Annotated in this window: 25 protein-coding genes; 11 read left to right on the top strand and 14 right to left on the bottom strand. The window is 72.3% G+C overall.

Annotated elements, in window-relative coordinates; genetic code table 11:
- Positions 1-64: 64 nt before the first annotated feature.
- The 3 genes from CG747_RS35040 to CG747_RS35030 all read right to left on the bottom strand — a co-directional run bounded on the left by CG747_RS35040 (position 65) and on the right by CG747_RS35030 (position 2,962).
- Positions 65-1,066 (bottom strand): DUF2278 family protein, encoded by a 1,002-nt coding sequence (locus tag CG747_RS35040; protein ID WP_100605917.1) that lies wholly within the window; start codon positions 1,064-1,066, stop codon positions 65-67.
- A gap of 39 nt (positions 1,067-1,105) precedes the next feature.
- The gene (locus CG747_RS35035; RefSeq protein ID WP_180985826.1) at positions 1,106-1,942 is read right to left on the bottom strand and encodes a DUF6424 family protein; all 837 of its coding nucleotides are present in this window, start codon (positions 1,940-1,942) and stop codon (positions 1,106-1,108) included.
- A 453-nt stretch (positions 1,943-2,395) separates the two neighbouring features.
- Positions 2,396-2,962 carry a PadR family transcriptional regulator gene (locus CG747_RS35030; protein WP_100605915.1) on the bottom strand — a complete coding sequence of 189 codons (567 nt, stop codon included), beginning with the start codon at positions 2,960-2,962 and terminating at the stop codon, positions 2,396-2,398.
- Between the two features lie 123 nt (positions 2,963-3,085).
- Here CG747_RS35030 and CG747_RS35025 point away from each other — a divergent pair, with 123 nt between their 5' ends.
- The 8 genes from CG747_RS35025 to CG747_RS34990 all read left to right on the top strand — a co-directional run bounded on the left by CG747_RS35025 (position 3,086) and on the right by CG747_RS34990 (position 10,738).
- The gene (locus tag CG747_RS35025) at positions 3,086-4,078 is read left to right on the top strand and encodes an alpha/beta hydrolase (protein ID WP_100605949.1); all 993 of its coding nucleotides are present in this window, start codon (positions 3,086-3,088) and stop codon (positions 4,076-4,078) included.
- 201 nt (positions 4,079-4,279) lie between these two features.
- Positions 4,280-5,569, top strand: coding sequence for an aminotransferase class I/II-fold pyridoxal phosphate-dependent enzyme (locus CG747_RS35020; protein ID WP_100605914.1), 1,290 nt, complete (start codon positions 4,280-4,282; stop codon positions 5,567-5,569).
- Positions 5,570-5,693: 124 nt separating this feature from the next.
- Entirely contained in the window at positions 5,694-6,254 is a 561-nt protein-coding gene (locus tag CG747_RS35015) for a GNAT family N-acetyltransferase (protein ID WP_100605913.1), read from the top strand.
- Positions 6,255-6,488: 234 nt separating this feature from the next.
- Entirely contained in the window at positions 6,489-6,941 is a 453-nt protein-coding gene (locus CG747_RS35010) for a hypothetical protein (RefSeq protein ID WP_257980943.1), read from the top strand.
- A gap of 639 nt (positions 6,942-7,580) precedes the next feature.
- Positions 7,581-8,510: a MetQ/NlpA family ABC transporter substrate-binding protein gene (locus CG747_RS35005; RefSeq protein ID WP_100605911.1), complete on the top strand. Its 930-nt coding sequence runs from the start codon at positions 7,581-7,583 to the stop codon at positions 8,508-8,510.
- On the top strand, positions 8,507-9,367 hold the full coding sequence (locus CG747_RS35000; protein WP_180985825.1) for an ATP-binding cassette domain-containing protein: 861 nt from the start codon (positions 8,507-8,509) through the stop codon (positions 9,365-9,367). The genes CG747_RS35005 and CG747_RS35000 overlap by 4 nt, the downstream gene beginning before the upstream one ends.
- Positions 9,364-10,029: a methionine ABC transporter permease gene (locus CG747_RS34995; protein WP_219621572.1), complete on the top strand. Its 666-nt coding sequence runs from the start codon at positions 9,364-9,366 to the stop codon at positions 10,027-10,029. The genes CG747_RS35000 and CG747_RS34995 overlap by 4 nt, the downstream gene beginning before the upstream one ends.
- Before the next feature lie 181 nt (positions 10,030-10,210).
- Positions 10,211-10,738 carry a hypothetical protein gene (locus CG747_RS34990; protein ID WP_100605910.1) on the top strand — a complete coding sequence of 176 codons (528 nt, stop codon included), beginning with the start codon at positions 10,211-10,213 and terminating at the stop codon, positions 10,736-10,738.
- Between the two features lie 117 nt (positions 10,739-10,855).
- Here the strand turns inward: CG747_RS34990 and CG747_RS34985 are convergent, their stop codons facing one another.
- From CG747_RS34985 to CG747_RS34975, 3 genes are all read right to left on the bottom strand, one after another.
- Positions 10,856-11,611 carry a dienelactone hydrolase family protein gene (locus CG747_RS34985; RefSeq protein ID WP_100605909.1) on the bottom strand — a complete coding sequence of 252 codons (756 nt, stop codon included), beginning with the start codon at positions 11,609-11,611 and terminating at the stop codon, positions 10,856-10,858.
- A 280-nt stretch (positions 11,612-11,891) separates the two neighbouring features.
- Complete coding sequence (locus CG747_RS34980) at positions 11,892-12,626, bottom strand: hypothetical protein (RefSeq protein WP_100605908.1); 735 nt, start codon at positions 12,624-12,626, stop codon at positions 11,892-11,894.
- A gap of 629 nt (positions 12,627-13,255) precedes the next feature.
- Complete coding sequence (locus CG747_RS34975) at positions 13,256-14,155, bottom strand: LysR family transcriptional regulator (protein ID WP_100605907.1); 900 nt, start codon at positions 14,153-14,155, stop codon at positions 13,256-13,258.
- Positions 14,156-14,248: 93 nt separating this feature from the next.
- Between CG747_RS34975 and CG747_RS34970 the strand changes: the two genes are divergently transcribed.
- Together CG747_RS34970 and CG747_RS34965 are read left to right on the top strand one after the other, a co-directional pair.
- Positions 14,249-14,977: a hypothetical protein gene (locus tag CG747_RS34970; protein WP_100605906.1), complete on the top strand. Its 729-nt coding sequence runs from the start codon at positions 14,249-14,251 to the stop codon at positions 14,975-14,977.
- Entirely contained in the window at positions 14,974-15,174 is a 201-nt protein-coding gene (locus CG747_RS34965; protein ID WP_100605905.1) for a hypothetical protein, read from the top strand. The genes CG747_RS34970 and CG747_RS34965 overlap by 4 nt, the downstream gene beginning before the upstream one ends.
- On the opposite strand, the gene CG747_RS34960 is transcribed toward CG747_RS34965, so the two are convergent.
- The 3 genes from CG747_RS34960 to CG747_RS34950 all read right to left on the bottom strand — a co-directional run bounded on the left by CG747_RS34960 (position 15,155) and on the right by CG747_RS34950 (position 16,945).
- On the bottom strand, positions 15,155-15,928 hold the full coding sequence (locus CG747_RS34960) for a class I SAM-dependent methyltransferase (protein WP_100605904.1): 774 nt from the start codon (positions 15,926-15,928) through the stop codon (positions 15,155-15,157). The genes CG747_RS34965 and CG747_RS34960 overlap by 20 nt on opposite strands.
- Before the next feature lie 40 nt (positions 15,929-15,968).
- Positions 15,969-16,328: a 5-carboxymethyl-2-hydroxymuconate Delta-isomerase gene (locus CG747_RS34955; protein WP_100605903.1), complete on the bottom strand. Its 360-nt coding sequence runs from the start codon at positions 16,326-16,328 to the stop codon at positions 15,969-15,971.
- A 182-nt stretch (positions 16,329-16,510) separates the two neighbouring features.
- On the bottom strand, positions 16,511-16,945 hold the full coding sequence (locus CG747_RS34950; protein WP_100605902.1) for a DUF6234 family protein: 435 nt from the start codon (positions 16,943-16,945) through the stop codon (positions 16,511-16,513).
- Between the two features lie 362 nt (positions 16,946-17,307).
- Between CG747_RS34950 and CG747_RS34945 the strand changes: the two genes are divergently transcribed.
- Positions 17,308-19,014 carry a hypothetical protein gene (locus CG747_RS34945; RefSeq protein ID WP_100605901.1) on the top strand — a complete coding sequence of 569 codons (1,707 nt, stop codon included), beginning with the start codon at positions 17,308-17,310 and terminating at the stop codon, positions 19,012-19,014.
- A gap of 102 nt (positions 19,015-19,116) precedes the next feature.
- On the opposite strand, the gene CG747_RS34940 is transcribed toward CG747_RS34945, so the two are convergent.
- The 5 genes from CG747_RS34940 to CG747_RS34920 are packed head-to-tail and all read right to left on the bottom strand — an operon-like array spanning position 19,117 to position 23,810.
- Positions 19,117-20,202 (bottom strand): LLM class flavin-dependent oxidoreductase, encoded by a 1,086-nt coding sequence (locus CG747_RS34940; RefSeq protein ID WP_100605900.1) that lies wholly within the window; start codon positions 20,200-20,202, stop codon positions 19,117-19,119.
- Between the two features lie 14 nt (positions 20,203-20,216).
- Positions 20,217-21,080 (bottom strand): ABC transporter substrate-binding protein, encoded by an 864-nt coding sequence (locus CG747_RS34935; protein ID WP_100605899.1) that lies wholly within the window; start codon positions 21,078-21,080, stop codon positions 20,217-20,219.
- Between the two features lie 56 nt (positions 21,081-21,136).
- A complete protein-coding gene (locus CG747_RS34930) occupies positions 21,137-21,940 on the bottom strand; it encodes an ABC transporter ATP-binding protein (RefSeq protein ID WP_100605898.1) in 804 nt (267 codons plus the stop codon).
- Positions 21,937-22,755: an ABC transporter permease gene (locus CG747_RS34925; protein ID WP_100605897.1), complete on the bottom strand. Its 819-nt coding sequence runs from the start codon at positions 22,753-22,755 to the stop codon at positions 21,937-21,939. The genes CG747_RS34930 and CG747_RS34925 overlap by 4 nt, the downstream gene beginning before the upstream one ends.
- A complete protein-coding gene (locus tag CG747_RS34920) occupies positions 22,752-23,810 on the bottom strand; it encodes an NrtA/SsuA/CpmA family ABC transporter substrate-binding protein (protein ID WP_100605896.1) in 1,059 nt (352 codons plus the stop codon). The genes CG747_RS34925 and CG747_RS34920 overlap by 4 nt, the downstream gene beginning before the upstream one ends.
- Between the last annotated feature and the right edge of the window lie 9 nt (positions 23,811-23,819).

Genomic DNA, 23,819 nt, shown 5'->3' with positions numbered 1-23,819 from the left:
CGGCGTAGGTCCGTGGGTCCGCCCCGGCCGGTGTGGCCGGGGCGGACCCACGGGTGCGGAACGGTCAGAAGGCGATCGTCCAGCCCTCCCGGCGGCTCTGCTCCGCGGTGTAGGCGACCCCGTGGACGCTGAGTCCGGTCGGGTCGAGCAGGGTGATGGCGCCGCCGTGGCCACCGAGGTGGAACCCGTCGCCGCCGGCGACGGCCAGGGTCGTCCCCGGCGCGACCGTCTGCGCGGGCAGCGGCAGCCGGTGGCCCTGCTGGTCGGCGAGTTGCCAACCGGCCAGGTCGACGGGGCCGGGCGAGGTGTTGAGCAGCGTGACGGACTCGGTGCTCGGCGCCGCGCCGCCGGAGTGGACGAGTGCGGCCACGATGCGCAGCGGTGTGTCGCCGGGCACCAGGGCCTCGGTCTCGATGGTGTGGCCGGTGGTGTCGTCGGTGTGCCAGGACTGGGACTGGAAGGCCAGGAACACCGCGAACCAGCGGGACTCGGCCGGCACCTCGAACAGCAGTCCGCCGTCCTGCCAGACACCGTCGTCGACCTGGAACCGACCGGAGTTGCCTTGGTTCATGTGGATGTCGTGGACCCCGTTGTCCGGCCGGAAGTGGAACACCGGGTCGCGGACGGACGATTCGGGGCCGAACCGCTGGCCGAACACGTACACCGCCATGGTGGGATCGGCGATGGCGCGTTGGACGTAGTGGTCCAGGAGGTCGGCCAGGTCGTTGTCCACGCCGGGCAGGTCCGGTGGCAGGATCCGCATCGCGGACGGGAGGAACATGTTGGCCCGGATGTAGTCGAGACTGGCCGTACCCGCGTGTGATTCCAACGCCGTCCAGCCGCTGCCGGCGGCCGGCAGCAGCTGGGTCAGCGGGTGGCGGAAGTCGTCGTCGGCCAGGTAGCGCAGGTCGGGCGGGCTCTGTTGGGACAGGACGTTCACCGCGGCGCGGTAGTCGGTGCCGGCGTCGTCGGTGAGGTGGATCTGGTAGTGCGGGGTGCCGACGGCGCCCTCGCGGCGCCGGTCCACGGCGCGGCCGGCCAGTACGCCGTATGACGCGATGGGCATGGCGTGCCTCCAGGCAGACGGTGAGTGCGACGACCGGCTCTAGGCGAGTTGGGGTTGCTGCCGGCGGAACGCCTGCTGGGCCAGCTTGTCGTCGGGGGCCAGGATGGCCCCCTCGGCCTCGACGGCCAGGGCTTCGGTGTGGCCGGTCGTCTCGGCGCGCCGGCCGCCGCTGGGCGGCACGAGGTGACTGGCGTACGGCGAGCTGGGGTGGGCGGCCAGGACGCGTACCCGGCCGTCGCCGGAGCCGCGCGGGGCGACCGGTACGACCGCGACCGAGAGGCCGTTGTCGTCCTCGACGAACAGGTTGAAGTCGTCGAAACGGAAGTGGTCGATGTCCACGATCGGCTTCGGGTAGTGGTGGTAGCCGGCCGCCGTCGGGAGCACTCCGGAGTGGATACCGGCAGGTAGCGGCACCGAGGCGTTGAATATCGAATCGGTCCAGTCGGACACCTGCTCGGCGGTCTGTATCGGGGTGTTCAGGAGCTGTTCGCCGGCTTCGTAGCCGAACTCGACATAGCCAGGCAGGGTGTCGGGGAACGCCGCGATCACGCGCGCCGCGCAGAGGCGGACCTGGTCCACCTTTGCCGGGTCCGCGCAGAACTGCGCCGACCACTCGATGCCGAGCGGCAGGAACAGGCACAGCCAGCCGTTCGTGTCCTTGACCCACACCCCGCCGCCGTGGTGGTCCTGGTACGGCGCCGGTGCGAACGTCCAGTCGGTGGTCGTGTCGACGAGCTTGAGCATCAGCGCCCGGCTCGCCTTGTACTGGTCACTGTCGACGCGTTGCGGGTGGTCCGCCACGGAAATGGTCCATGGGTGGTTTTCGTGCTCGGTGTGTGTTCCCGTCGTGCCTTGGTTTCCTGCCGCGGTGTTCATGGTGATCTCCATCTGGAGGCCGGAAGCGGAGCTATGGCTCGACCTGGCTCGATCCGCCGCACACTGGATCGCGGGGCGGAGAGAAATCGACAGCGGATCATGCGTCCGCCTCGGGTCAACTCCCGGAATGCGGCGACGGCATGGGTCGCCTATGAGTCGTCCGCTATATAAGATGCTACCCCTGTTCGACCTGCTGAGAAGGTCCTGCTTTCCCCTGTTTCTGGCGGCGACTGGGTTGTCACCAGGGGTAGTTGCTCCCCGGGGCGGCTGCGGGCGGCGGGCCGCCGTGCGGTGCCGGGGATTCGCGGCGGACGAAATCCGGGGTGTTGTTCAGCGGCGGAATGCGTGGTGCGGGGGTGCCGGCTCGTCGTGATTCCGCTATCCGGGCCGCCGGTGACGCCAATTCCGATTTCGGGCCCACCGGTGACGCCGGGAGTTTCACGCGGAGGGCTGTCAGGAAAGGGGGTCGTCGTCCAGGAGGCCCGGGTCGGCGGCCACCGATTCCCAGAACTCCGCGTGGGCCCGTTCGTGCAATACGCCGAGCCGCAGCAATCGGGCCCGGGAACGCTGCCGTGAATCCTCCGTGGGATCGAGTGCGGCGCGCAGCGACGTGTAGTGCGCGAGCCATTCGCGGTGTCGCGCAGCCTGGCCGGTGGCGAGCGCGACGATGTCCGACGGTTCGCCGAGGTCGGCGAAGAAGAGTTTGAGCTGTGCCGGGTCGCGGGTCTCGGCCTCGGGGGTGTCCGGGTCGGCCAGCCAGCGTGCCAGTGCGGCACGGCCGGCGGCGGTGAGGTGGAAGATCCGGCGGCGGCGCCCGGTGGTCTCGGTCTCCTCCCGCAGCAGACCGGCCTGCGCCAACTCGGGCGGAATCCGGTAGAGCTGCGCATGGAGGATCGGCCAGAAGGGCTGGATGTCGTCCTCGACCCGTGCCTTGAGCTCGTAAGGCGTCATCGGGCCGTGCCTGGCGATCAGGCCCAGTACGACGTACCTCGCCGGGCTGTACTCCGCCGTCGTCCCCACTGCCTGCCCCAGTCCCTTGACACGGTCTCATTGAGACCATACCTTCCTTTCCGTTGAGACCATATCAATGAGATGGTTGCGGGAGCGGCCATCGCCTTGCCGAAGAACGGGGACCGATACCGCATGAACGCCCGCACCACCACGCCGCACCTCACCGTCCACCCCGAACTGGCCGACATATTGGCCGCGTTGCCCGAGCGGCCGGAGAATCCCTACACCGATGTCGCCGCCCTCCGCGCCCACTTCAAGCAGCTCATGGCTCCGCAGATGCCCGCGCACGACACCCGCGTCACGATCCGGCACCTCGCACTGCCCGGACCGGACGGCAACACCCTCGACGTGCAGGTGCTCCGGCCCGCCGGCGCGGAGGGCGTACTGCCGGGCGTGCTCTACCTCCACGGTGGCGGCTTCGTCTACGGGGAACTGGACGGGCCCAGCCCCATGGCGCGCGAAGCGTGCGTCGCGGCCGGTGCGGTCGTGGTCAACGTCCACTACCGACTGGCCCCCGAACACCGCTACCCCGCAGGCGTCGAGGACTGCTACGCCGCCTTGGAGTGGATGGCCGCCAACGCCGGCGAACTCGGCCTGGACGCCGACCGGATCGCCGTCACCGGGGCATCCGCGGGCGGCAACCTCAGCGCCGCCGTCTGCCTCATGGCCCGCGACCGCCAGGGCCCCCGCATCGTGTGGCAGGGCCTCCTCATCCCCTGCCTGGACGACCGCCGCCGCACGGCGTCCGCGCAACGCATCACCGACCGCCGGATCATCAACGGCACGGGCATCGGGCACATGTGGGACACCTACCTCGGCCCCGACCGCGACCCGCACACCCCCGCCTACGCGGCCCCCGCCCGCGCCACCGACCTCGCCGGCCTCCCGCCCGCCTACGTCCTCACCTGCGGACTCGACCCGCTGCGCGACGAGGGACTCGACTACGCGCGCCGCCTGGCGGAGGCCGGCGTCCCCGTCGAGACCAAGGACGTCCCCGGTGCCTGGCACTTCTTCGAAGCCTACGCACCCGGCAGTGAACTGGCCCGCCGCACCACCGCACACTGGTCGGCGGCCCTGCGCACCGCCCTCACCTCCGCCCCGCCGCATCCGGCGGCGCAGGGCTGACCGGGCCGGGCCGGCCGCGTCGCGCCCGCACGCCGCCAGACACCCGGTAGGCGCCCGGCAGGCACCTGTGAGGCATCTCCCAGACATCTGCCAGGCATCGGCCGGGCGGAAATGGGCAGGTGGTCCTGATCCGACCCGGCTACCGTTGGCGCTGCCCCGCGCCAGGCAGCAGCCGGGGGCAGGCCCGACGAAGGACGAGGAATGGATCTGACCGCGCTCACGCCCGCCGAACTCTCCGACCGGCTCACCGCGCTCCGCGACGAGCATCACCGGCTCGCGGGCCGGGGCCTGCGCCTGGACCTGACCCGCGGCAAGCCCGCCGCCGAGCAGCTGGCACTGGCGCAGCCCTTGCTGGGTCTGCCGGGCCTCGGCGACCACACCGCGCAGGACGGCACCGACTGCCGCAACTACGGCGGTCTGCACGGCCTGCCCGAACTGCGGGCGACGTTCGCCGGGCCGCTCCAGGTGCCGGCGGAGCAGCTGGTCGCCTTCGGCAACTCCAGTCTGGAGTTGATGTACGAGTGCATGGTGGACGCCGTGCTGTTCGGTGTGGCGGGTGCGGCCGCTCCCTGGCCGCGGGAGGGCCGGACGGCCATGTTGTGCCCGGTGCCCGGCTACGACCGGCACTTCGCGCTCTGCGAGAAGCTCGGCATCGACATGATCCCCGTGCCGATGACGGAGACCGGCCCGGACATGGACGAGGTCGAACGCCTCGTCGCCGACGAGCGGGTCAAGGGCATATGGTGCGTCCCCAAGTACAGCAACCCCACGGCCGTCACCTTCTCCGCCGAGACCGTGCGCCGCCTGGCCGCGATGGAGACCGCCGCCCCCGACTTCCGGATCTTCTGGGACAACGCCTACGCCGTGCACCACGTGGCCGGGACGGACGAACCGCTGGCGGACGTGCTCGGCCTGAGCGCGGAACACGGCCATCCCGACCGGGTGTTCGTCTTCGGATCGACCTCGAAGATCACCACGGCCGGCAGCGGCGTCGCCTTCTTCGGGTCCTCGCGGGCCAACGTCGCCTGGCTCCTCGGCCACCTCGCCAAGCGCACGATCGGACCGGACAAGGTCAACCAGCTGCGGCACGCCCGCTTCCTGCCCGACACACCCGCCGTGCACGCCCACATGGCACGCCACGCCGCGGTGCTGCAACCCAAGTTCGAGCTGGTCGACGCCGTACTGGAGAAGCGGCTCGGCGACACCGGAGTGGCCTCCTGGACCCGCCCCCGGGGCGGATACTTCGTGAGCCTGGACGTCCTGGACGGCTGTGCGGCCCGCGTGGTGGAACTGGCCGGGTCGGCCGGTATCGCCCTGACGCCCGCCGGAGCCACCTTCCCCTACGGCAAGGACCCCCGCGACCGCAACATCCGCCTCGCCCCCAGCTACCCCGGCCCGGACGAGCTCCGCGACGCGGTGGAGGGCCTGGCCCTGTGCGTCGAACTCGCCTCGGTGGAACGCCTGTTGGCCGCAGTCGACCAACCCGCCTGAGAGGCGGCCGCGCGGCGGCCCACCACCCCGGGACGACCAGGACCGCACCCGTGAGAGGATCCCGGCGCGAGTGGCGCCGAGCGCGCCATGGGAACGGCAACCGGCTTCGGCCGTGGAGGTGACGGTGTTCGCGATATCCCTGGGTGCGGACGGCGCGGAGCTGCGGCCGCTGGAACCGTGGCAGGCCGATGAGTTCCTGGCCCACATCGACCGCGGCCGGGAGTTCATCGGCCGGTACAACGGACTCCCGGACGTCATCACCGACCTGGCGTCGAGCCGCGCCTACCTCCAGTCGTACGCCGAGAAGACCGCCTCCGACACCGGGCGGATCTACGGCATCCGGACGGACGGCGAGCTGGTCGGGGCGATCCTCCTGCGCACGATGGACACCCAGCAGGGCGTCGCCGAGGCGGGCTGCTGGCTGGAGCCGTCGGCGGCCGGCAAGGGGCTGGTGACCCGGGCCGTGCGGGCGGTCGTCGACTGGGCGGTCGAGGCGCGGGGGATCCACCGCGTCGAATGGTGGGTCGCGTCGGCGAACGCGCCCAGCATCGCGGTGGCCCGCCGACTCGGCATGACGAAGGAAGGCGTGCTGCGGGAGAACTACCTGTACCGCGGGGAGCGGCACGACATGGAGATCTGGTCCGTGCTCGCGCCGGAGTGGCGGGCGCACAAAGCGGCGTCCTGACGCGGTGGCACGCCCCCGGCGGCAGGCACGTTCCGTGGTCCTCGGGATACGCTGCGGAACGTCCGCAGGTCCGCGCCGACCCGGGTGGCGCCGCCGGGTGCGGCGGTCGTAGCCTCTCCGCAGAGAGGCAGCGACAGCCCCGCGGGGACGTGTTCGGGCCGTGAAGGGAACCGCACCCTGCGTCGCAGCCGATGTCCGAGGTGTCCACCCGTGCGAAGCGGCTGAGGAGCGGATATGAGAGTTCACAGGGCAACGGCAGCACTCATGGTCTGTGCCGGCGCGGCATTGGCGACGGCCACCATGCCGGCATCCGCATCCCCCTCCGCCGACCCCGCGCCGTCCACCGGCAACCGCGTGGCGGTCGTCGACTGCGTCGGGCACGCACAGCAGCGACCCGGCACCTTCATGCTCGCCTGCGGCGACGGCAACAACGTCCTCACGTCGCTGCGCTGGTCGCAGTGGCAGTCCCGGTCCGCGGTGGCCCAGGGCACGGACAGGGTCAACGACTGCCGGCCCTACTGCGCGGTGGGCCACTTCCGCGGCTACCCGGTCCGGGTGCGCCTGGACAACCCGCAGCCCCGGACCGGTCACTCCGGGCAACGGCACTTCACCCGGGTCACGTTGACGTACCCCGCCGACCGGCCGGCCAACACGCCCCGCGTCGTCACGTGGAAGCTCTGGAGCTGACGACACCGTCCCGCGGCGGGGTGGGGGCTGCCCCGCTCCGGCGCACCCACGTGCGCCGGCCCTCCGGCCGCGTCAACCGGCCCGCCGTGGCGGGCTGTTCGTCCCAGAGCCCGGTCGAACCGTAGTCGGCCGGGTTCTTCCGGGCCGCGGAGAGCCGTGGACACCGGGAGCGCGCAAGCCGGCCCGGTCCACACCGCGTTCCCCCTTGGTGGACGGGCGCCGCACGACCGCGGCACACAGGCACCGCGGGCCGGTCCAGTCCTTTTCAAAGTCCCAGGTCAGGGCATTTATCAAGGCTGCATCGAGGGGTTCACGCAACTGCCTGGCGGGGCCCGCTCGGTGGGATAGCGTCGGGAACCGATCCTGCTCGCCGACGTTCCACCGAGCCCCCCCCGACGGGCCGCCGGCTGCGGATTCCGCGGTCGCTGCCCGCGGTACGCCGCGCGGTCCGTGCCGCGCGACGCCGACCACCGCAGCGGACACCACGACCCGACCACGCCCGGTCCCGGCCGTGCCGTGATCGCCCGCCCCTCCGCCGGACTGCCGCAACCGGCCCGGCCCCACGTCCACCCGGCCCGGGATGCCGTCACTCCACAAGAGCCCGGCGCCCCACACCCACCACCCCAGGGAATGCCAACGATGCACCACACCACCCCGCACACCGCCGCACGGCGCTCCGGCCCGAGACGCCCCGCCGCACCGCGCCGCCGTGCGCTCCTCGCGGCCGCCGCCGCGACCGCCCTCACCCTCGTCGTGGCGGGCTGCGGCTCCGCCGGCTCCCAGGCCCACCGCATCCGGGTCGGCGTCAGCGGGGACTCCACCGAATGGGACGTGCTCGCCAAGGAGGCCAAGAAGGAGGGCCTCGACGTCGAGGTGGTGCCCTTCGACGACTACTCCCTGCCCAACAAGGCGCTCGCCGCCGGCGACATCGAGCTGAACGCCTTCCAACACCTGGTGTTCCTCGCCCAGTCCAACACCGAGAACGGCACCGACATCGTGCCGCTGGCCCCCACCACCGTCGTCCCCATGGGCCTGTACTCCAAGAAGGCCGAACGACTCGCCGACCTCCCGGACGGCGCCCGCATCGCCCACCCCAACGACCCGGCCAACGAAGGCCGCGCCCTGCGGCTGCTGGCCCGGGCCCGACTGATCGAGCTGAAGAAGGGCACCGGGCTCTATGCCACCGCGGACGACATCGCCGCCAACCCCCACCACCTGCGCCTCACCCCCGTCAACGCCCAACAGACCCCCCGGCTGCTGGCCGACGTGGACGCTGCGGTCATCAACGACGGAGTCGCCACACTGTCCGGCATCCGCGCGCAGAGCGCACTGTTCAAGGACGACCCGCACAGCCCGGACATCCGCCCGTACATCAACGTCATCGCGGCCCGTGCCAAGGACCGGGACAACCCGGACTACGCCAAGGTCGTCAAGCTCTACGCCGGCAAGGCGGTACAGGACGAGGCCCGGCGGACGTCCAACGGCACCGCCGTCCACCTCGACCTCTCCGCGGCCGAACTCGCCGCGGAACTGGCCCGCGTCGAACGGCAGTTGAAGAGGGCGTCGTGACCAGCCCAGAGCACCCTGCGGCACCCCGCCACGTCATCGAACTCCACGACATCAGCAAGGAGTTCACCGGCGGCACGGTCGCCGTCGACCGGGTGACGCTCGCCGTAGAACCCGGCACCGTCTTCGGCGTCGTCGGCCACAGCGGCGCCGGCAAGTCCACGCTGCTGCGCCTGATCAACCTGCTGGAGACCCCCACCTCAGGCACCGTCACGGTGGCCGGGCAGGACCTCATCGCCCTCGGCGCCCGCGAACTCCGCGCCGCCCGCCGGAACATCGGCATGGTCTTCCAACAGTTCAACCTCTTCCGCTCCCGTACCGTCCTGGGCAACGTCGCCTACCCCCTGCGCCAGGCCGGAGCCTCCCGGGCCCGGTCCCGCGAACGGGCCGAGGAGGCCCTGCGCTTCGTCGGCCTCGCCGATCAGGCCCGGCGCTACCCCGAACAGCTCTCCGGCGGCCAGCGGCAGCGCGTCGGCATCGCCCGCGCACTGGCGACCGAGCCCCGGGTACTGCTCTGCGACGAGGCGACCTCGGCGCTCGACCCGCAGACCACGCAGGAGGTGCTGGCACTCCTGCGACGGGTCAACGACGAACTGGGCGTGACGATCGTGCTGATCACCCACGAGATGGAGGTGGTCCGGGCGGTCTGCGACCGGATGGCGGTCATGGACGGCGGACGGGTCGTGGAGACGGGGCCGGTCCGCGAGGTCTTCGCCGCGCCGCAACACCCCACCACCCGGGCGTTCGTCCGCAGTGCCGTGCAGGCGTCGCCGCTCCTCGACCTGCTCCCCGCGGCGCTGCGTAAGCACGGTGTGGACGAGGCCGTCGCCGCCTCGGTACTGGCGGAGGTGGGCGCATGATCCAGCAGGACTGGAGCCTGCTCTGGCCCAAGATCGTCGACGCCACCGGCGAAACGCTGTACATGGTGCTGGCCACCCTCGCCCTCGCCGGCCTGCTCGGCCTGGTCGTCGGACTGGCCCTCTACGCCACCCGGAAGGGCGGCATCCTCCAGCAACGCGCCGTTTTCGTCGTCCTCAGCACGGTGGTCAACGTCGTCCGTCCGGTGCCCGCACTGATCGCGATCGTCGTTCTCTCCCCGATGACGCGGGAGTTGATCGGGACCGCGGTGGGCACCGACGCGGTGATCTTCCCGATGACGGTCATCGCGACGTTCGGGGTGGCCCGCATCGTGGAGAGCAATCTGCTCGCCGTCGAGCCCGGCGTCATCGAGGCGGCCCGCGCCATGGGCACCGGGCCGGTTCGGATCCTGCTGACGGTGCTGGTCCCGGAGGCACTGGGACCGCTGATCCTCGGCATGACGTTCATGCTGGTCGCCCTCATCGACTTCTCGGTGATCGCGGGCACGGTCGGCGGCGGGGGAGTCGGCAACCTCGCCATCACCCACGGCTATCTGCGGTTCGACACCCGGGTGATGGTGGTGACCGTCGTTATCCTCATCGTATTGGTGCAGGCGGCGCAGCTGCTGGGCAACGTCCTCTCCCGCAAGGTGCTCAGACGGTGACACCGACCACCGGGCGGCGTCCGCCAACGCCCCGGCCACGGCCCGGAACAGGGGCTCGGATACCCTGACCGCTGCCGCAGCGCGAGTGGTGCCCGGCTGCCGGAGGACCGTCCGGCGACCGCGGGTGCCACCACGATCCGGGCGCCCGGGCCGGGGCAGCCCACCGAACGCAGAGGGAGACATGCGCAACACGCACCGACTGGTACGCACGGGACTGGTGGCGCTCCTCATGGCCGGTCTGGGGGCGTGCGGTTCCGGCGCGAACGGTGCCGCGGGCCACCCGGGCAACGACGGCCGCGGCACCGGAACCAGCGGCCAGGGCGCTCCGCCGCACCAGGACGGCGTCTTCGGGCTGCGGGCCGGCGTCCGCCACCTCGTCAAGCAGACGACCACGGGCACCCGCCCGCACCTGGTCACCACCTGCACGCCCGCCACCAGGCAGGTCAAGCACACCAAGCGGAGCGGCCGCACCAAGAAGACCTGGTACTCCACCGAGCACTACCAGGACTGCCGGAAGACCGCCAGGGGCACCGAGACCTACCGCCGGGTGATCCGGCCGGAGCGCTGGTGCGTGCGGCTGGACGACGTCAACGGCAACCCGAAGAAGGACGCCGTCTGGTACCGCGTCACCTCCGCGACCTACCACCAGGCACTCGGCACGGACGCCCACGCCCGCCTGCGGTTCACCCCGACCGGAACCGGCTGCTGAATCCCGACGGCACCGCCCACGGAAGCGCCAAGTCGGTGTCCCGGACGGCCCGGTGGCCGGGATGGCTCGCCCGGTCACCGAGCCCGGTAGCCCCCTGGAGCCCGGTAGCCCCCTGCCTCAGAGCGTCCGCCCGAAGAGGTCCACCAGCGCCCGCCAGTGACGCTCGGTCGCCTCGGGGTTGTACGCGGCGGTGTCGGCCTGGGTGTACCCGTGGTGCGCGCCCTCGTACAGCTCACTGCGGTACCGGGTCCCCGCGGCGTCCAGCGCCCGCTCCAATTCCTTGATCTTCTCGGTCGACATCGAGTGGTCCTGGTCGGCGTGGCCGAAGTACAGCTCCGCCGTGATGCGGTCGAGGAGCAGGTGCGGACTGTCGGCCGCGTCGGTGACGAGGCTGCCGGCGTGGAAGGAACCCACGGCCGCGACCCGGTCGGGGAAGGCCGCTGCGGTACGGAGCGCGAGGACGCCGCCCAGGCAGTAGCCGGCGGTGCCCACGGGGCCGTCCGCGACCAGCGGCGAGGCGGCCAGCCAGTCGAGGTAGACACCGGCGTCCCGCATCGCCTTCTCGGGGGTGAGCGACAGGATCAGGGGCATGAGTTGGCCGAAGAGCTCGGGCCGCTCGGCGGGGTTGATGCGTTCGGGCAGCTCCACCAGGGGCGCGCGTCCGGAGCGGTAGAGGACGTTGGGCACCAGCACCGCGTAGCCGTGCCCGGCCAGCCGCCTGGCCATCTCCTCCAACCCCGGGCGCAGGCCGAAGGCGTCCATGTAGAGCAGGATTCCGGGGTGCGGAGCGCCGTCGTCGGGGTGGGCGAAGTAGGCGTCGGCGGTGCCGTCCGGTGTGGGGAGGTCGAATGATTCACCGTGCACGTTCGTCATTTCCACACCGTACCCCTTGGCTCGTACAACCTTTGCTCAGGGAGCGGGGGAGTCTTCCCAGGGCGAGGGCGAGGGCGAGGGCGAGGGCGAGGGCGAGGGTGACGATCGACGGCCGGGCCGGCAGCTTCCCTGGCGGTCCGGGAACGTTCTCTCAAGGAGTGTGCCAACTGCCTTGTCAGATAAGGAGTTGGGGGAGGGCGGAGGGGAGTTGGGTGGCCGGGGTGAACGGCCGTGCGGGCCCGCTGGTGGGCGGGCCCGCAGTCACACCGTCGCGGAAGGGTCAGGCCGCCGCGTAGGTGCCGCGTCCCGGCCGGGTGACCAGGTCCGTCTTCTTCACTGCCCGGTCCAGGGTGTTGCGCACGGACTCGATCTGTCCCGGGGTGGCTTCCCGGCCCAGCGCCGCATTGATGTCCCGCGGACGCATCGGCGCGCCCGAGTTCTTCAACACGTCCAGTGCGGCGTCCAACAGGCTGCCGGACTCCTTCTCCTTGGCCGCCGGCTCCTTGACGGCCGGCTCCTTGACTGCCGACGGCTTGGCGGCCGCGACCCGCTTGGTGGCCGCCTTCTTCGCCTTGGGCCTGGCCGCCGGGGCCTTCTTGGCCGCAGGCTTCTTCGCCGTGCGGCGCTTGGTACGCGGCGACGTCGCGGTCCGCGGTTGGGGGACGACGGACGCCGAAGCGTCCGCCTCGGCGGCAGGCTCCGCATCCGCCTCCGGCTCGGCGGCGACCGGTGCCGGGGTCGCCTCGGTGGCATCCGCGGTCCGGGTGTCGCCGGATTCTTCCTGGCCGGCGGTGGCATGCCCGTCGGCCGGTGCGGCCGAACCGGCGGCCACCGGCTGCCTGTCGGGGAGTGCGGCGCCGGTCAGCACACGGAGGTGCTCCAGGGCACTGCGGGCGGAGGTCGCCTGCTGCACCACGGCGTCGAGTTGGTTGCGCAGGTGCCGTTCCTGCTCTTCGAGCTCCGGCAGTACGCCTTCGAGATTCTGGATCGTCTGGTGGAGAACGGAGTCAGTCATGTGTTTCCTAACCTCACGGGGGAATGAGATTCCAGTCACCATACGCCCAACGACCGTGCGGCGGGAGAGGGGACGGCCTTGCCGGGGTGATCTGGCGGAAGTCGCACCGTGTCCCGGTGGGGAGGTTCTTGTCTGCGCGACGCGTGCCGGGCAGTGCGTGGTCAGCTGTCTGGAAGCCCTCCGGCCAGGGCGGATGCGGGTCGGTGCCGTTCGTCGAACGGTGCCTTGGCCGGGGGCCCGTGGGTGCGCCGGCGGTTCCGGGACAGGCGCCTGGCGGTCTGGCCCCGCAGGCGCTCAGGCGTGCGACGCGTACGCCCACGGTGTGCGGTAGCGCGCCGGCCCGGTCGCCTCCGGCCTGCGCCGCACGCAAGGCGTTAATGCGAACCTGCCGCAACAGGCCCTGCAATTGGTCGTGTTGGGGCGTACCCAGGCCGTCGTGCGGGGCTTCCTCCGCCACCTGGCGAGACGACGACCGGCCCTGGCGATCCGTGGATCCTCGATCGTCATCGATCTCGACCGCATCGACGGGGTTCATGACCGGCCAGGCCGCTACGGGGCGGTCCCGGCGGTTCGCTGCCGTTCCCCGGTCGGCGGTGGCGGGCCGCGGTGCCCCGGTGTGCCGTGACTGGTTACCCGCCGGCCGCCGGTCGGCCGGTGATCAGATCTGCCAACTGCCCCGCGGGAGCCGTGGGGTTGACGGGGTGGATGAGCTCGGTGCGGTGGACCAGGCGGGGCTCGTCGACCGGTACGGCGGCGATACCGGGGAGGGCGGCCGCCACCGGCAGCGGAAGCGCGGTCAGCCCGTGTCCGGCGGCGGTCAGCGCGGCCAGGCCGTGCAGGTCGGTACCGCGGTGGCGGATCCGCGGACGGAAGCCCTCGGTGCGGCAGACGGCACGCAACCGGTCGAGGGGGACCGCGGTGTCGGGGGCGTCGATCCACTGTGCCTGGGTCAGATCGGTCAGCCGCACCGCGCGGCGCCCCGCCAGCGGATGGCCGTGCGGAAACAGCACCGCCAGGGTTTCTTCGGCTGCCGCGAGGGTGGTGGTGGGCCCGAGGTCCGGCAGCGGCAGCGGGTCGCTGGGGGCGGCCGGACCGTCCACGAACCCGAGGTCGGCACGTCCGGTGACCACGTCCGCGACCACCGCGTCCCGGCCCACCACCCGTACCTCCAGGTCCAGTGCGTGGATCGCGGCGCGCAGATCGGCGAGGGCCCGGGCCACCATGGGGCCGAGGGCCGCCGGTGCGCAGGCGACGGTCAGCCGGGTGGGCCGGGCCTGGTGCAGGCGGGCGACGTCGGCACGGGCGGCGTCCAGGCGGAGCAGGAGGGCGGGGGCGTGCTCCAGCAGGCGCGTGCCGGCCGGTGTGGGAGCGACCGGTCGGCGCTCGACCAGCCGGGTGCCCAAGTCGGCTTCGAGCGCGGCGATGTGCTGGGAGACCGCGGACTGGGTGTAGCCGAGCGCCACGGCGGCGCCGGAGAACGAGCGGTGGTCGAGGACCGCGACGAAGGTGCGCAGCAGATGCGGGTCCATGGGAATCAGTATCGCACCCCGATCAGGATCACTTATCCGCAATGCATGAATCATCGTTGGACCTGATCCTGCCTGCGCAGCAGGATGACTGTCATGAACCACACCGCACACGGTGCACCCGTCGCGCGCATCGCCCTGGTCGGCGACCGCTCCGAAGCCGTCCGCTCGCACGCCCGCATCCCCGCCCTCCTCGACGCACTGCGCGTGCGCGACGGACTGGACATGGACGCCTACTGGATCCCGTCCGTCGACGCGGCCGAGGACCTGACGGGATTCGACGCGATCTGGGTGCTCCCCGGCAGCCCCTACCGCAGTGAGGCCGGCATTCTGGCCGCGATCCGCAGGGCCCGCGAGTCCGGGATCCCCTTCCTGGGCACCTGCGGCGGCTTCCAACACGCCCTGTTGGAGTTCGCCCGCAACGTCTGCGGACTGCCCGGCGCCGGCCACGCCGAGAACACCCCGGGCCTCGCCGACGAGGACGCCGTGGTCGTCCCGCTGGCCTGCTCACTGGTCGGTCACGAGGGAACCGTCGACGTCACCCCCGGGTCCCGGGCGGCACGCCTGCTCGGCACCGAGCGCACGCCGGCCCGCTACCACTGCAACTACGCCCCCAACCCCCGCCACCTGGACCTGCTGCGCGCGCACGGGCTGGCCTTCACCGGCACCGATGACTCCGGCGACGTCCGGATCGCCGAACTACCCGACCACCCCTTCTTCCTGGCCACCCTCTTCCAGCCCGAACTGGACGGCGACGGCACCCGCGCCCACCCGCTCATCACCGGCCTGGCCACCGCCGCCGTCGACCATGCCCGGACCCGGTGAACCCGGCCCCCACGGCCGCCTGGCCCCGCACCCTCCTGCGTGCCTGGCTGCGCGCGTGCACCGTCCCGCACGCCCACGCCGCCAGCCCGCTGGCCACCGCCTCGGACGCCGCGCTCACCGCGCTGCGCGTGGACGGCGCCCGACTGCCGGCAGGGGGGAAACCTCCGGGCTCGACGGTCAGGCGGCGCGTGCGGTGAGGAGAGGTTGGAAGAAGCCGCTGTTCTCGGTGGTCGTCCAGCTCGGCTCGGTGAACCCCGCCGCGACGACGTACTGGGTCAACTGCTCGCGGGTGAGGGCCCAATAGGTGGTCCGCCGCACCTGGACGTTCCAGTCCCCGCCGTCCGGGACGAGTTGGAAGTGCTCCAGGTCGTAGTGCTCGCCGTCCGCATGCCAGTCCCACAGTTGGAACGTGACGCTCCGCCCGTGGGGTGACTGATGGACTTGCGGCGGGGTCGAGACCGGTCGGGTCTTCAGGATCTCGTCGTAGGGGCGGGTGCTGACCATCAGCAGCCCTCCGCTGCGCAGCACCCGCCGCATCTCCGCCAGGGCCGTGCGCACGTCCTGCGGACGGAGCAGGTGGGGAAGGGAGTTGTCCGCGCTCACGACGACGTCGAACCGGCCCTCGGGAAAGGGGAGTCGCCGCATGTCCGCTGCCGCGGCGGCCAGCGGGACACCTCGGCGAGCCGCCTCGCGCACCGCGCGGGCGGCGGCCGTTGTGCTGAGGTCCGTGCCCGTGACCCGGTGGCCGCACAGGCCCAACCCGATCGCCTGCGTACCGATACCGCACGAGCAGTCCAGCACCGAGGCGTCGTCCGGGCCGAGCTCGGCCCGGATCACGGCGTCGAGGGCCCGCCCCTGCCGGGCCGTGCCGGCGTCCCAGTCGGTATAGACGAGGTGATAGTCGGCCGCGAGCCGATCGTAGAAGCGTGCCACCGCTGAATCCCCGGACATGGCGCCAGGCCAGTGGCTCTCCCGCCCTCGGCCGCGCCCCCTACGGGGAGTGGTGCAAGCGGTACGAGCCGGCCAGGTCCCGCACCTCGACCGAGGACACCACCTCGTGCGCGTCGTCCCCGGGCAGGTGTTTGCCGAGCAGGGCAAGTACGTCCTCGGACAGCCGGGCCTTCAGCTCCTCCGCACGCCCCGGCAGCAGCCCCACCTCCACATGCACAAAAGCCACTTTCCCCGCATCCTGGTCGCCGATGCAGGTGTCCGCGGCCGGGCGGAAGAACGTCTTGCAGACCCCCGCGGAGCCGGTCTCCTCGCGCACCATCGGGTGCAGCTCCCGCACGAATGCCCGCCGGTCGAAGACGCCGGCCAGCTGTGCGGAGTAGTCGACGGTGATGTGGGGCATGGCGGACCTCTCGCGTACGTATTCGCTATGCACCTATCTTCGTCCATGCCTCCGGCGCGGTGCACCGAGCCCCGGTGCCGGGCCGCGCGGGACGGGCTGCTACGCGGGTGCCGGCCGAGCGGCGGGAAGCGGTGGATGCCCTCCGGCGTTCGGCCGATCCGGCGTTCAGCCCCCGACCGCGCCTACCCGTCGGAGCCGTCCTTGCCCGAGTCGCGTCCGTACGTATCGCGTCCGTCCGTATCGTGCCCACGCGCATCGCGTCCGGCGTGGGCGTTCCGGCGCTTGCCGAGGTGGCGTGCGAAGGAACGGGTGACCCAGCGGGAGGTCTCCGTTCCGAGGCCCAGTAGCAGGATGCCGACGAGTGCGGCGGTGATCAGTGCCTGCGTCAGGCCGGTCGCCGGGAGGCCGACCCGGAAGGCGAGAAGGCCGACCAGCGCCGCACCGGCAGGGCCCGCCGTCAGCACCAGCCAGAGCCGCACCGCCGAGCCGGGCCGGGGCTGCTGTCCCTGGGCGGCCCACAGCTTGAGGCTCTCGCAGAACCAGAACGCGACCAGGGCCGCCACCTCGACGGCCGTGAGCGCGACACCAGCCAGAACGTCCACGACCCGCGTGAGCATGCCCTCATCTTTGTGCATCGGCCGGTGCGGGGGTGAGTGGCCGGTCAAACGCGTTACTGCGTTGGTGATTTGGGCCGGTCCGGCAGCAATGGCCGGTTCCGGGGGATCGCGAGTGAGGCGGCGCGCAGGCGGCTCGGGCCTCTTGTGTCGCTGTTGTCACAACCGCCCCACCGGCCGACCGGAACGTCGGCCTCCGGGGCCGCCTCCATAGCGCCCGGCCTGCCGAGCGCCGTACGACGCGACGCCGTTCCCCGCGCTGCGACGTGGCACGACGCGGTGCGGCGCGGCCGGGCGCGCCCCGGACCGGCAAATAACCGACAGCCGATCCGTCGTCCGGGCCGCCGCATGAGTAGGGTGCATCTATGCAGACCAGCGGGGAGGAACAGCGCGGCCACGTGCTGCTGATCGCGGGGGCCAGGGCCACGCACCGACGCACCGTCCAGGTGATACCCAGCGCCAATCTGGCCGCGCTGACCGCCGTTCCCGTGCCCGCGCTGCTCGGCAGCACCCTGCCGGCCGACCTCGTCCACCTCGACGGCGCACGTGACCAGAACACCCTGCTCATCAGGTTGCGCGCGGCCGCCGCGGCCTCCGGGCCCCTGCTCGTTTATCTCGCCGGGCAGTTGACCGTGGACCGCAAGAACCATCGGCTCCACCTCGCCTCCGCCGGATCGACCGCCGCCACCACCCGCTACACGGCGCTGCCCTGGGAATGGGTGCGAAACGAGCTGCGCCAGCGGCGCGGCCCCTCGACCGTCCTGGTCGACCTGGCCGCCGACAAGGGCGCCTGGGCCGTGCTCCACGAACTCGGCGGCCTGCCGGAGGTGAACGCCGAGGTCTACGGCGTGGTGACACCCCCCGGCCTCTCCGGTACGGCCGACGGCATCAGCGTCTACACCCAGCACCTGATCGACTTGCTGCGCTCCCATCCCGACCGGCCCTCGAACGCCCGGCTGCACGCCCTGGCCGTGGCCGCCGCCGCGATACCGCCCGGCACGCTCGTCCTGCCGAACACACCGCGACTCGCCCCCTCTTACCCGCACGACACCGCAGAAACCCAGCCAAAAGCACCGATCAAGCGTCTACTCTCCGGCGACCGTGCCCTCCTGCCCGCTCTCCGGCGCAGGGAGCCCGAGCCCGCACCGGCCCCGGCGGACCTCGATCACTTCCCGCCGCTGCCGACGGCCGTCACGTACGAGGCCCAGCCCTTCTTCGACGACCAGTTCCGAGAGCAGCAGCCCGCCGCGCAGGGTCCGTTCCCTGTGCCTGTCGCCCCGGGGCCGTTCCCCGCGTCCGCCGTGCCGGGACCGTTCCCCGTGCAGGCGGGGCAGCCGGCGCCGCTCCCGCCCGCTCCTGCCGTCGTTCCCACGCCCGTCCAGAGCCCGGCGCCCGTTCCCGCCGCGGTGTCCCTCAGCGGCCCGGCCCTCCCTGCCGCCCCGGACCACCGGAACGCGCCCCCGGAGTCCCCGCAGGCACAGCCCGCGCCGCACCCGCACGCGGCCCCTGCGGCACAGCCGACCCCGCCGGCGCAATCCGCACTCCCGCAACAACTCCCGCCCGTGGCGCCCGCCCCGGCGCCGGCCGCGGCCCCTCCCGTCCAGCAGCCGCCCGCCCCGTCCGCCGCGCCGACCAGCGCCCCGGACCCCAGGCCGCTCATCTGGCAGGCGGCGCAGGCCGGGCGGCACGACCAGGCCGCGGAGATGGCGGCGTCATGGGAACAGCAGGCACTGCAGCGGTACGGGTACAACTCGCCGGAAGCCACGCAGTGGGCCGAAATCCGGGCCGACCTCGCCCGTATCGCGGGTCGCTGGCCGCTCGCCACACAGCTGTGGGTGGCGGCTGCCCGGACCCGGCTGGCCCATCAGCCGCCCGACTCCGCCGAAGTCCTCAACGCGGCGCGCGGGGCGCACTACTGCTGGAACCAGATCACCGACACCGAGCAGGCGATCGAGAACGGCCCTGAGCTGATCAACCTGCTGCGGCAGCTGCCCGCGCTCGACCCCCGCCATGTGTACACGGCCCAGACCCGCCTCCAGTACCTGCACCAGCATCCGACCGGGCGCGCGTAGGTCCCGGCTTGCTGCGGCAGGGCGCGGTGCCCCGTCGGCCCGGGGGACCGGCGCCTGCCGACCCCCGGGCCGCGGCCCGGCAGGGCTTGCCCCGCCGCTCCGCTACGGAGGGGTGGGGCGGCGGATCCCCAGGGCCGGCAGCACCGTCTCCGCCACCCGGTACGCCTCCTCCAGCAGGGGGTTGCCGGACAGGATGAAGGTGTCCACACCGAGCGCCTCGAACTCCTGCAACCGCTCGACGACCTGAGCGGTGGAGCCGACCACGGCGGTGCCGGGCCCGGGGCGGAACAGGCTCATGCCCGGCCACAGGTTGGGATGGGTCTCCAACTCCCGGGCGCGGGCCGGGACCTTGCCGCCGTGCTGACGGAACTGGCGCTGCCAGCCCACGCCGTCCTCGCCCGTACGGGAATCGAGCTGGCGGGCGTAGGTGGCCTCGCTGGTGACGTCGAGGAGCCGGTCCGCGGCGGCCCACGCCTCGTCCTCGGTGTCGCGGACGATCAGGTGCAGCCGCAGTCCGATACGCAGCGTGCGCCCGTGGGCGGCGGCGCGCTCGCGGACCCGGTCGAGCTTCTCCCTGAGCAGGTGCGGCGGTTCGCCCCAGGTGAGGTAGACGTCGACATGCTCGGCGGCCATCTCGATGCCGGGAGCCGAGGAGCCGCCGAACCAGAGCGGGACGTGCGGGTTCTGGACCGGCTTGAGGTCGCGGAACGAGGCGCCCGCATCCGTCAGTTCGTAGAAGCGGCCCTTGTGGTCGAAGACCTCGCCGGCGGTCAGCCGCTTCACGATCGACCAGTACTCGGCGCTGAGGGCGTAGCGCTCGTCGTGCTCGACCCGGAGCCCGTACTCGCGCAGGGTCCGCGTCGAACCGTTGACGACGTTGAAGCGCAGCCGTCCGCCGAAGAGGTTGTCGAAGCTGAGCGCCATCTTGGCGAGCAGGGTCGGGGAGATCAGCCCGGGGTGGACCGCCAGGAGCGGTTTGAAGTGGGTGCTGGTGGCGGCGGACAGTGCGCTGCCCAGCGGCCACACGTCGTAGAGGTCGGTGGCCAGCAGCGCGCCGGTGAAGCCGAGCCGTTCGACGGTACCGGCGAGCTGTTGGAGGTAGCGGAGGTCGACGGGGCGCCGCCCGGCCGGCTCCCAGGGGTAGGCGCCTTCGCGCGGGATGAGGTACCAGAGGACTTCGGAGGGCATGGTCGGGGCGCTCCTCAGGACCGTGCGGCGACGGCGTGGGCGACGGTCACCGGGTGCTCGATGAAGCCGGTGCGGACGAAGACGTCGGCGGCCCGCTGCTGTTCGGCGAGGAACGCCCCGCTCACCTCCTCGGTCCGCCACGGCAGGGCGCGCAGTGCGGTCTCCCAGTCGTCGGCGGTGCCGCCCTGGTGCGCGGCGGCGATCTCGGCGGCCTCCCCGGGGTGCTCCGCGGCCCAGGCATCGGCGCGGTGCAGGGCCCGGGTCAGGGCCGCCACGACCTCCGGCCGCTGCTCGGCGAGGTCCCGGCGGGTGAAGTACACCGAGCGGTCGGTGAGCACGTCGGCGGTGGGCACCAGAACCCGCAGGCCGCCGCTCCGGCGCGCGGCGGCAAGTCGTGCGCCCTGGGCGACCCAGGCGGTGATCCCGCCGGAGCGCAGCAGCCGTTCGCTGTGCTCGTCGCCGCGCACGGCGGTGATGTCGGTGGCGTAGGAGAGTCCGGCGTCGTCGAGGGCCTTGGCGACCAGGTGGGTCTGCCAGGAGCCGATGGCCAGGTGGACGGTGCCGCCCTTGAGGTCGGCGACGGTGCGGACCGGACCGTCCTCGGTGACCAGGAGCGCGCCGTGGTCGGGACGGGGCGCGGAGACGGCGGTGTAGACGATGTCGCGGCCGGCCGCCTGGGCGGTGATCGGCGGGGTGGAGCCGGTCCCGCCGAAGTCGATGACGCCCTGGGTGAGGAGTTCGCCGGTGCGCACGCCGTTGTCGTACGTGTGGAAGGCGGCCGTCTCGCCGACGGCGGCCAGTTCCTCGGCCGCGTAGTCGAGCCGGGAGAGGTAGTACAGGGTCGGATTGCTGTTGTGCACGCCGATGGTGATGGTCATGCGGATCACGCTCGTTTCGGATGGGGTGGATGGGCGGATGGGACGGGTGAGGTGGGTCAGACGAGTGGGGCGGGCGAGGTGGGGTGGTCGGGGCCGGGGGCGGTCCCGGGCGGGTGGACGCCGAGGTCGGTCAGCAGGCGTCGGCGCAGGGCGGCGAACGCGGGATCGCCGGGGTCGCGGGGGCGGTCCACGGCGACGGGTTCGTCGGTGACGAGCTGCCCGTCGCGCAGCACGCAGATGCGGTCCGCCAGGCGCACGGCCTCGTCGACGTCGTGGGTGACGAGCAGTACGGCCGGGCGGTGGTTCCGGCACAGTTCGCCCACCAGGTCCTGCATCCGCAGTCGGGTGAGCGCGTCGAGGGCGGCGAACGGCTCGTCCAACAGCAGGAGTTCGGGCTCGCGGACCAGCGCCCGGGCGAGCGCGACCCGTTGGGCCTCGCCGCCGGACAGGGTCGCCGGCCAGGCATCGGCATGCCCTTCGAGGCCGACCTCGGACAGTGCCCGACGGCCGCGTTCCGCCTGGCCGCGGGGGAGCGCGATGGTCACGTTGGCCAGCACCCGCTTGGAGGGGACGAGGCGGGGCTCCTGGAAGACGATGGTGCGCGCCTCCGGCACCAGGACCTCGCCGGCGTCGGCGCCGTCCAGTGCGCCGAGGATGCGCAGCAGCGTGGTCTTCCCGCTGCCGCTGGCACCCAGCAATGCTACGAACTCCCCGCGCCCAATGGTGAGTTCGAGCCCGTCGAGCACGGCCCGCGGTCCGAACACCCGGCGCAGACCGCGGACGTGCACGGCGACGCCGCCGACCGACGGCGCGCGGATCGCGGCGGCTGCGGGGACGGACGTCCGTACGGCGTCGCTCATCGCTCCGCCCCCTTTCGCCAGGGCATCAGGAACCGTTCCAGCAGCCGGACGATCCCGTCGGCGAGCAGCCCGAACACCCCGTACACCAGGATGCAGACCGCCAGGACGTCGGTGCGGGCGTAGCTCTGTGCCTGGGCCATCAGATAGCCGATGCCGGCGGTGGCGTTGATCTCCTCGGCGGCGATCAGCGCGATCACACTGAGCGTCATGGACAGGCGCAGCCCCGCGAGCAGCGACGGCAGGGCGCCGGGGAGCACCACCTCGCGGACGATGCCGAGCCGACTCATGCCGAAGCTGCGCATCGCCTCGACCAGTTTGCGATCGGCGTTGCGGACCCCGCTCGACGTGGCGACGTACATCGGGAAGGTGGTGGCGACCGCGATCAGCAGGACCTTGGCGATCTCGTTGATCCCGAACCACACCATGAACAGCGGCACCAGCGACAGGAACGGGACGCTGCGCAGGGTCTGGAGCGAGGAGTCGAGGAGTTCGTCACCGAGCCGGGTGAAGCCGGTGGTGATGCCCAGTACGAGGCCGGCGGTGAGCCCGATGAGCAGTCCCAGGCCGGAGCGGGTGAGGGAGGTGGTGAGCGCGTCGGGCAGTTGTCCGTTGCCCCACAGCTCACCGACCGCGCGCAGCACGCCGGCCGGCGACGCCAGGACGTCGGGGGTGAGCGCACCGGTGGCGGACGCCACCCACCACGACACCAGCAGCACCAGTGGACCCAGGGCGCGCACGGTCAGGGTGTGGGCGCGGGGGCGCGGCCGCCGCACGGTGGCGCGGGGCGCGACCAGCCCTTCCGTGGCCGCGCTCACGACGCCTTCCCCGCGGCGAGTTTGCGCACGTCGATGACGTGGGCGGCGATGTCCACCTCGGCCCGGGTCACCTTCTGCTCGGCATAGAACCGGGCGACGTCCTTGAACCGCCTGACGTCGGCGTCGGTGATCGGCTCGACCGTGCCGCCCTGCCGGGTGAACGCGATCTGGACGCGCCTGGCAGCGCCGGTCAGGGCCTGCGGACCGGCGTCGGTGGTGACGTTCAGGAACCCGGCCGGGTCCCGCTTCTCCTTCACGCTGCCGTCGTGCAGATACCGGTACAGCGCGGTGACGACCTCCGGATGCCGGTCGGCGAAGGCCGAACGGACCGCGGTCAGGCTGTAGTTGTCGGAGCCGACGGCCCGTCCGTCCGCGACGAAGTGCGCGCCGCCGCGGCCGAGTTCGGCCACGGAGTACGTCGACCACACGGCCCAGGCGTCCACCTTGCCGGTGTTGAACACCGCGGCCGTCTGGTCCGGGCGCAGGGCGACCCGCTCCACCTTGTCCGCCGGGACGCCCGCCTTGGCGAGGGCCTTGAGGAGCAGGTATTCGCCGGTGCCGCCTTGGTTGACGGCGACTTTCCTGCCGACCAGATCCTTCACCGAGTCGATCCCGGAACCGTTCCTGACCAGGATGCCCTCGCCCACCGGGTCGGGCGCGGTGGCGGTGAAGAACGCGAAACCGGGGTTCTGGGCCAGCGAGGTGAGGCCGGAAGTGATCGAGCCGGTGGCGATGTCCAGTTGGTCGGCGTTGAGTGCCTGGGCGGCGGGGGCGAAGGGGCCGGCGCTGCCGGTCCAGACGACCGTGGCATCGACCTTCGCCAGGGCCCTGGCCAGGGAGCCGTCCTTCTTGCCGCGCGCCAGCACACCGGAGTTGCCGGGGTCGGGGATGCGGACGGTGATCCCGGCCCGCCCGGATCCGCCGCCGGACTCGGAGGCGCCGCATCCGGTGAGGGCGGTGAGCACGGCGACGGCCGCGAGCGTCACGGCGACGCGGCGGGGAGTGCGGGGAATGACGGTACTTCGAGGGATGCGGGAGATGCGGGAGATGCGCATGGTGGGTCC

It is taken from the genome of Streptomyces sp. CB02959, from assembly GCF_002803155.1.
In the GTDB taxonomy this organism is placed as follows: domain Bacteria; phylum Actinomycetota; class Actinomycetes; order Streptomycetales; family Streptomycetaceae; genus Streptomyces.
The sequence above is the reverse complement of the archived record's forward strand: the minus strand, read 5'-3'. Positions and strand labels throughout refer to the sequence as shown.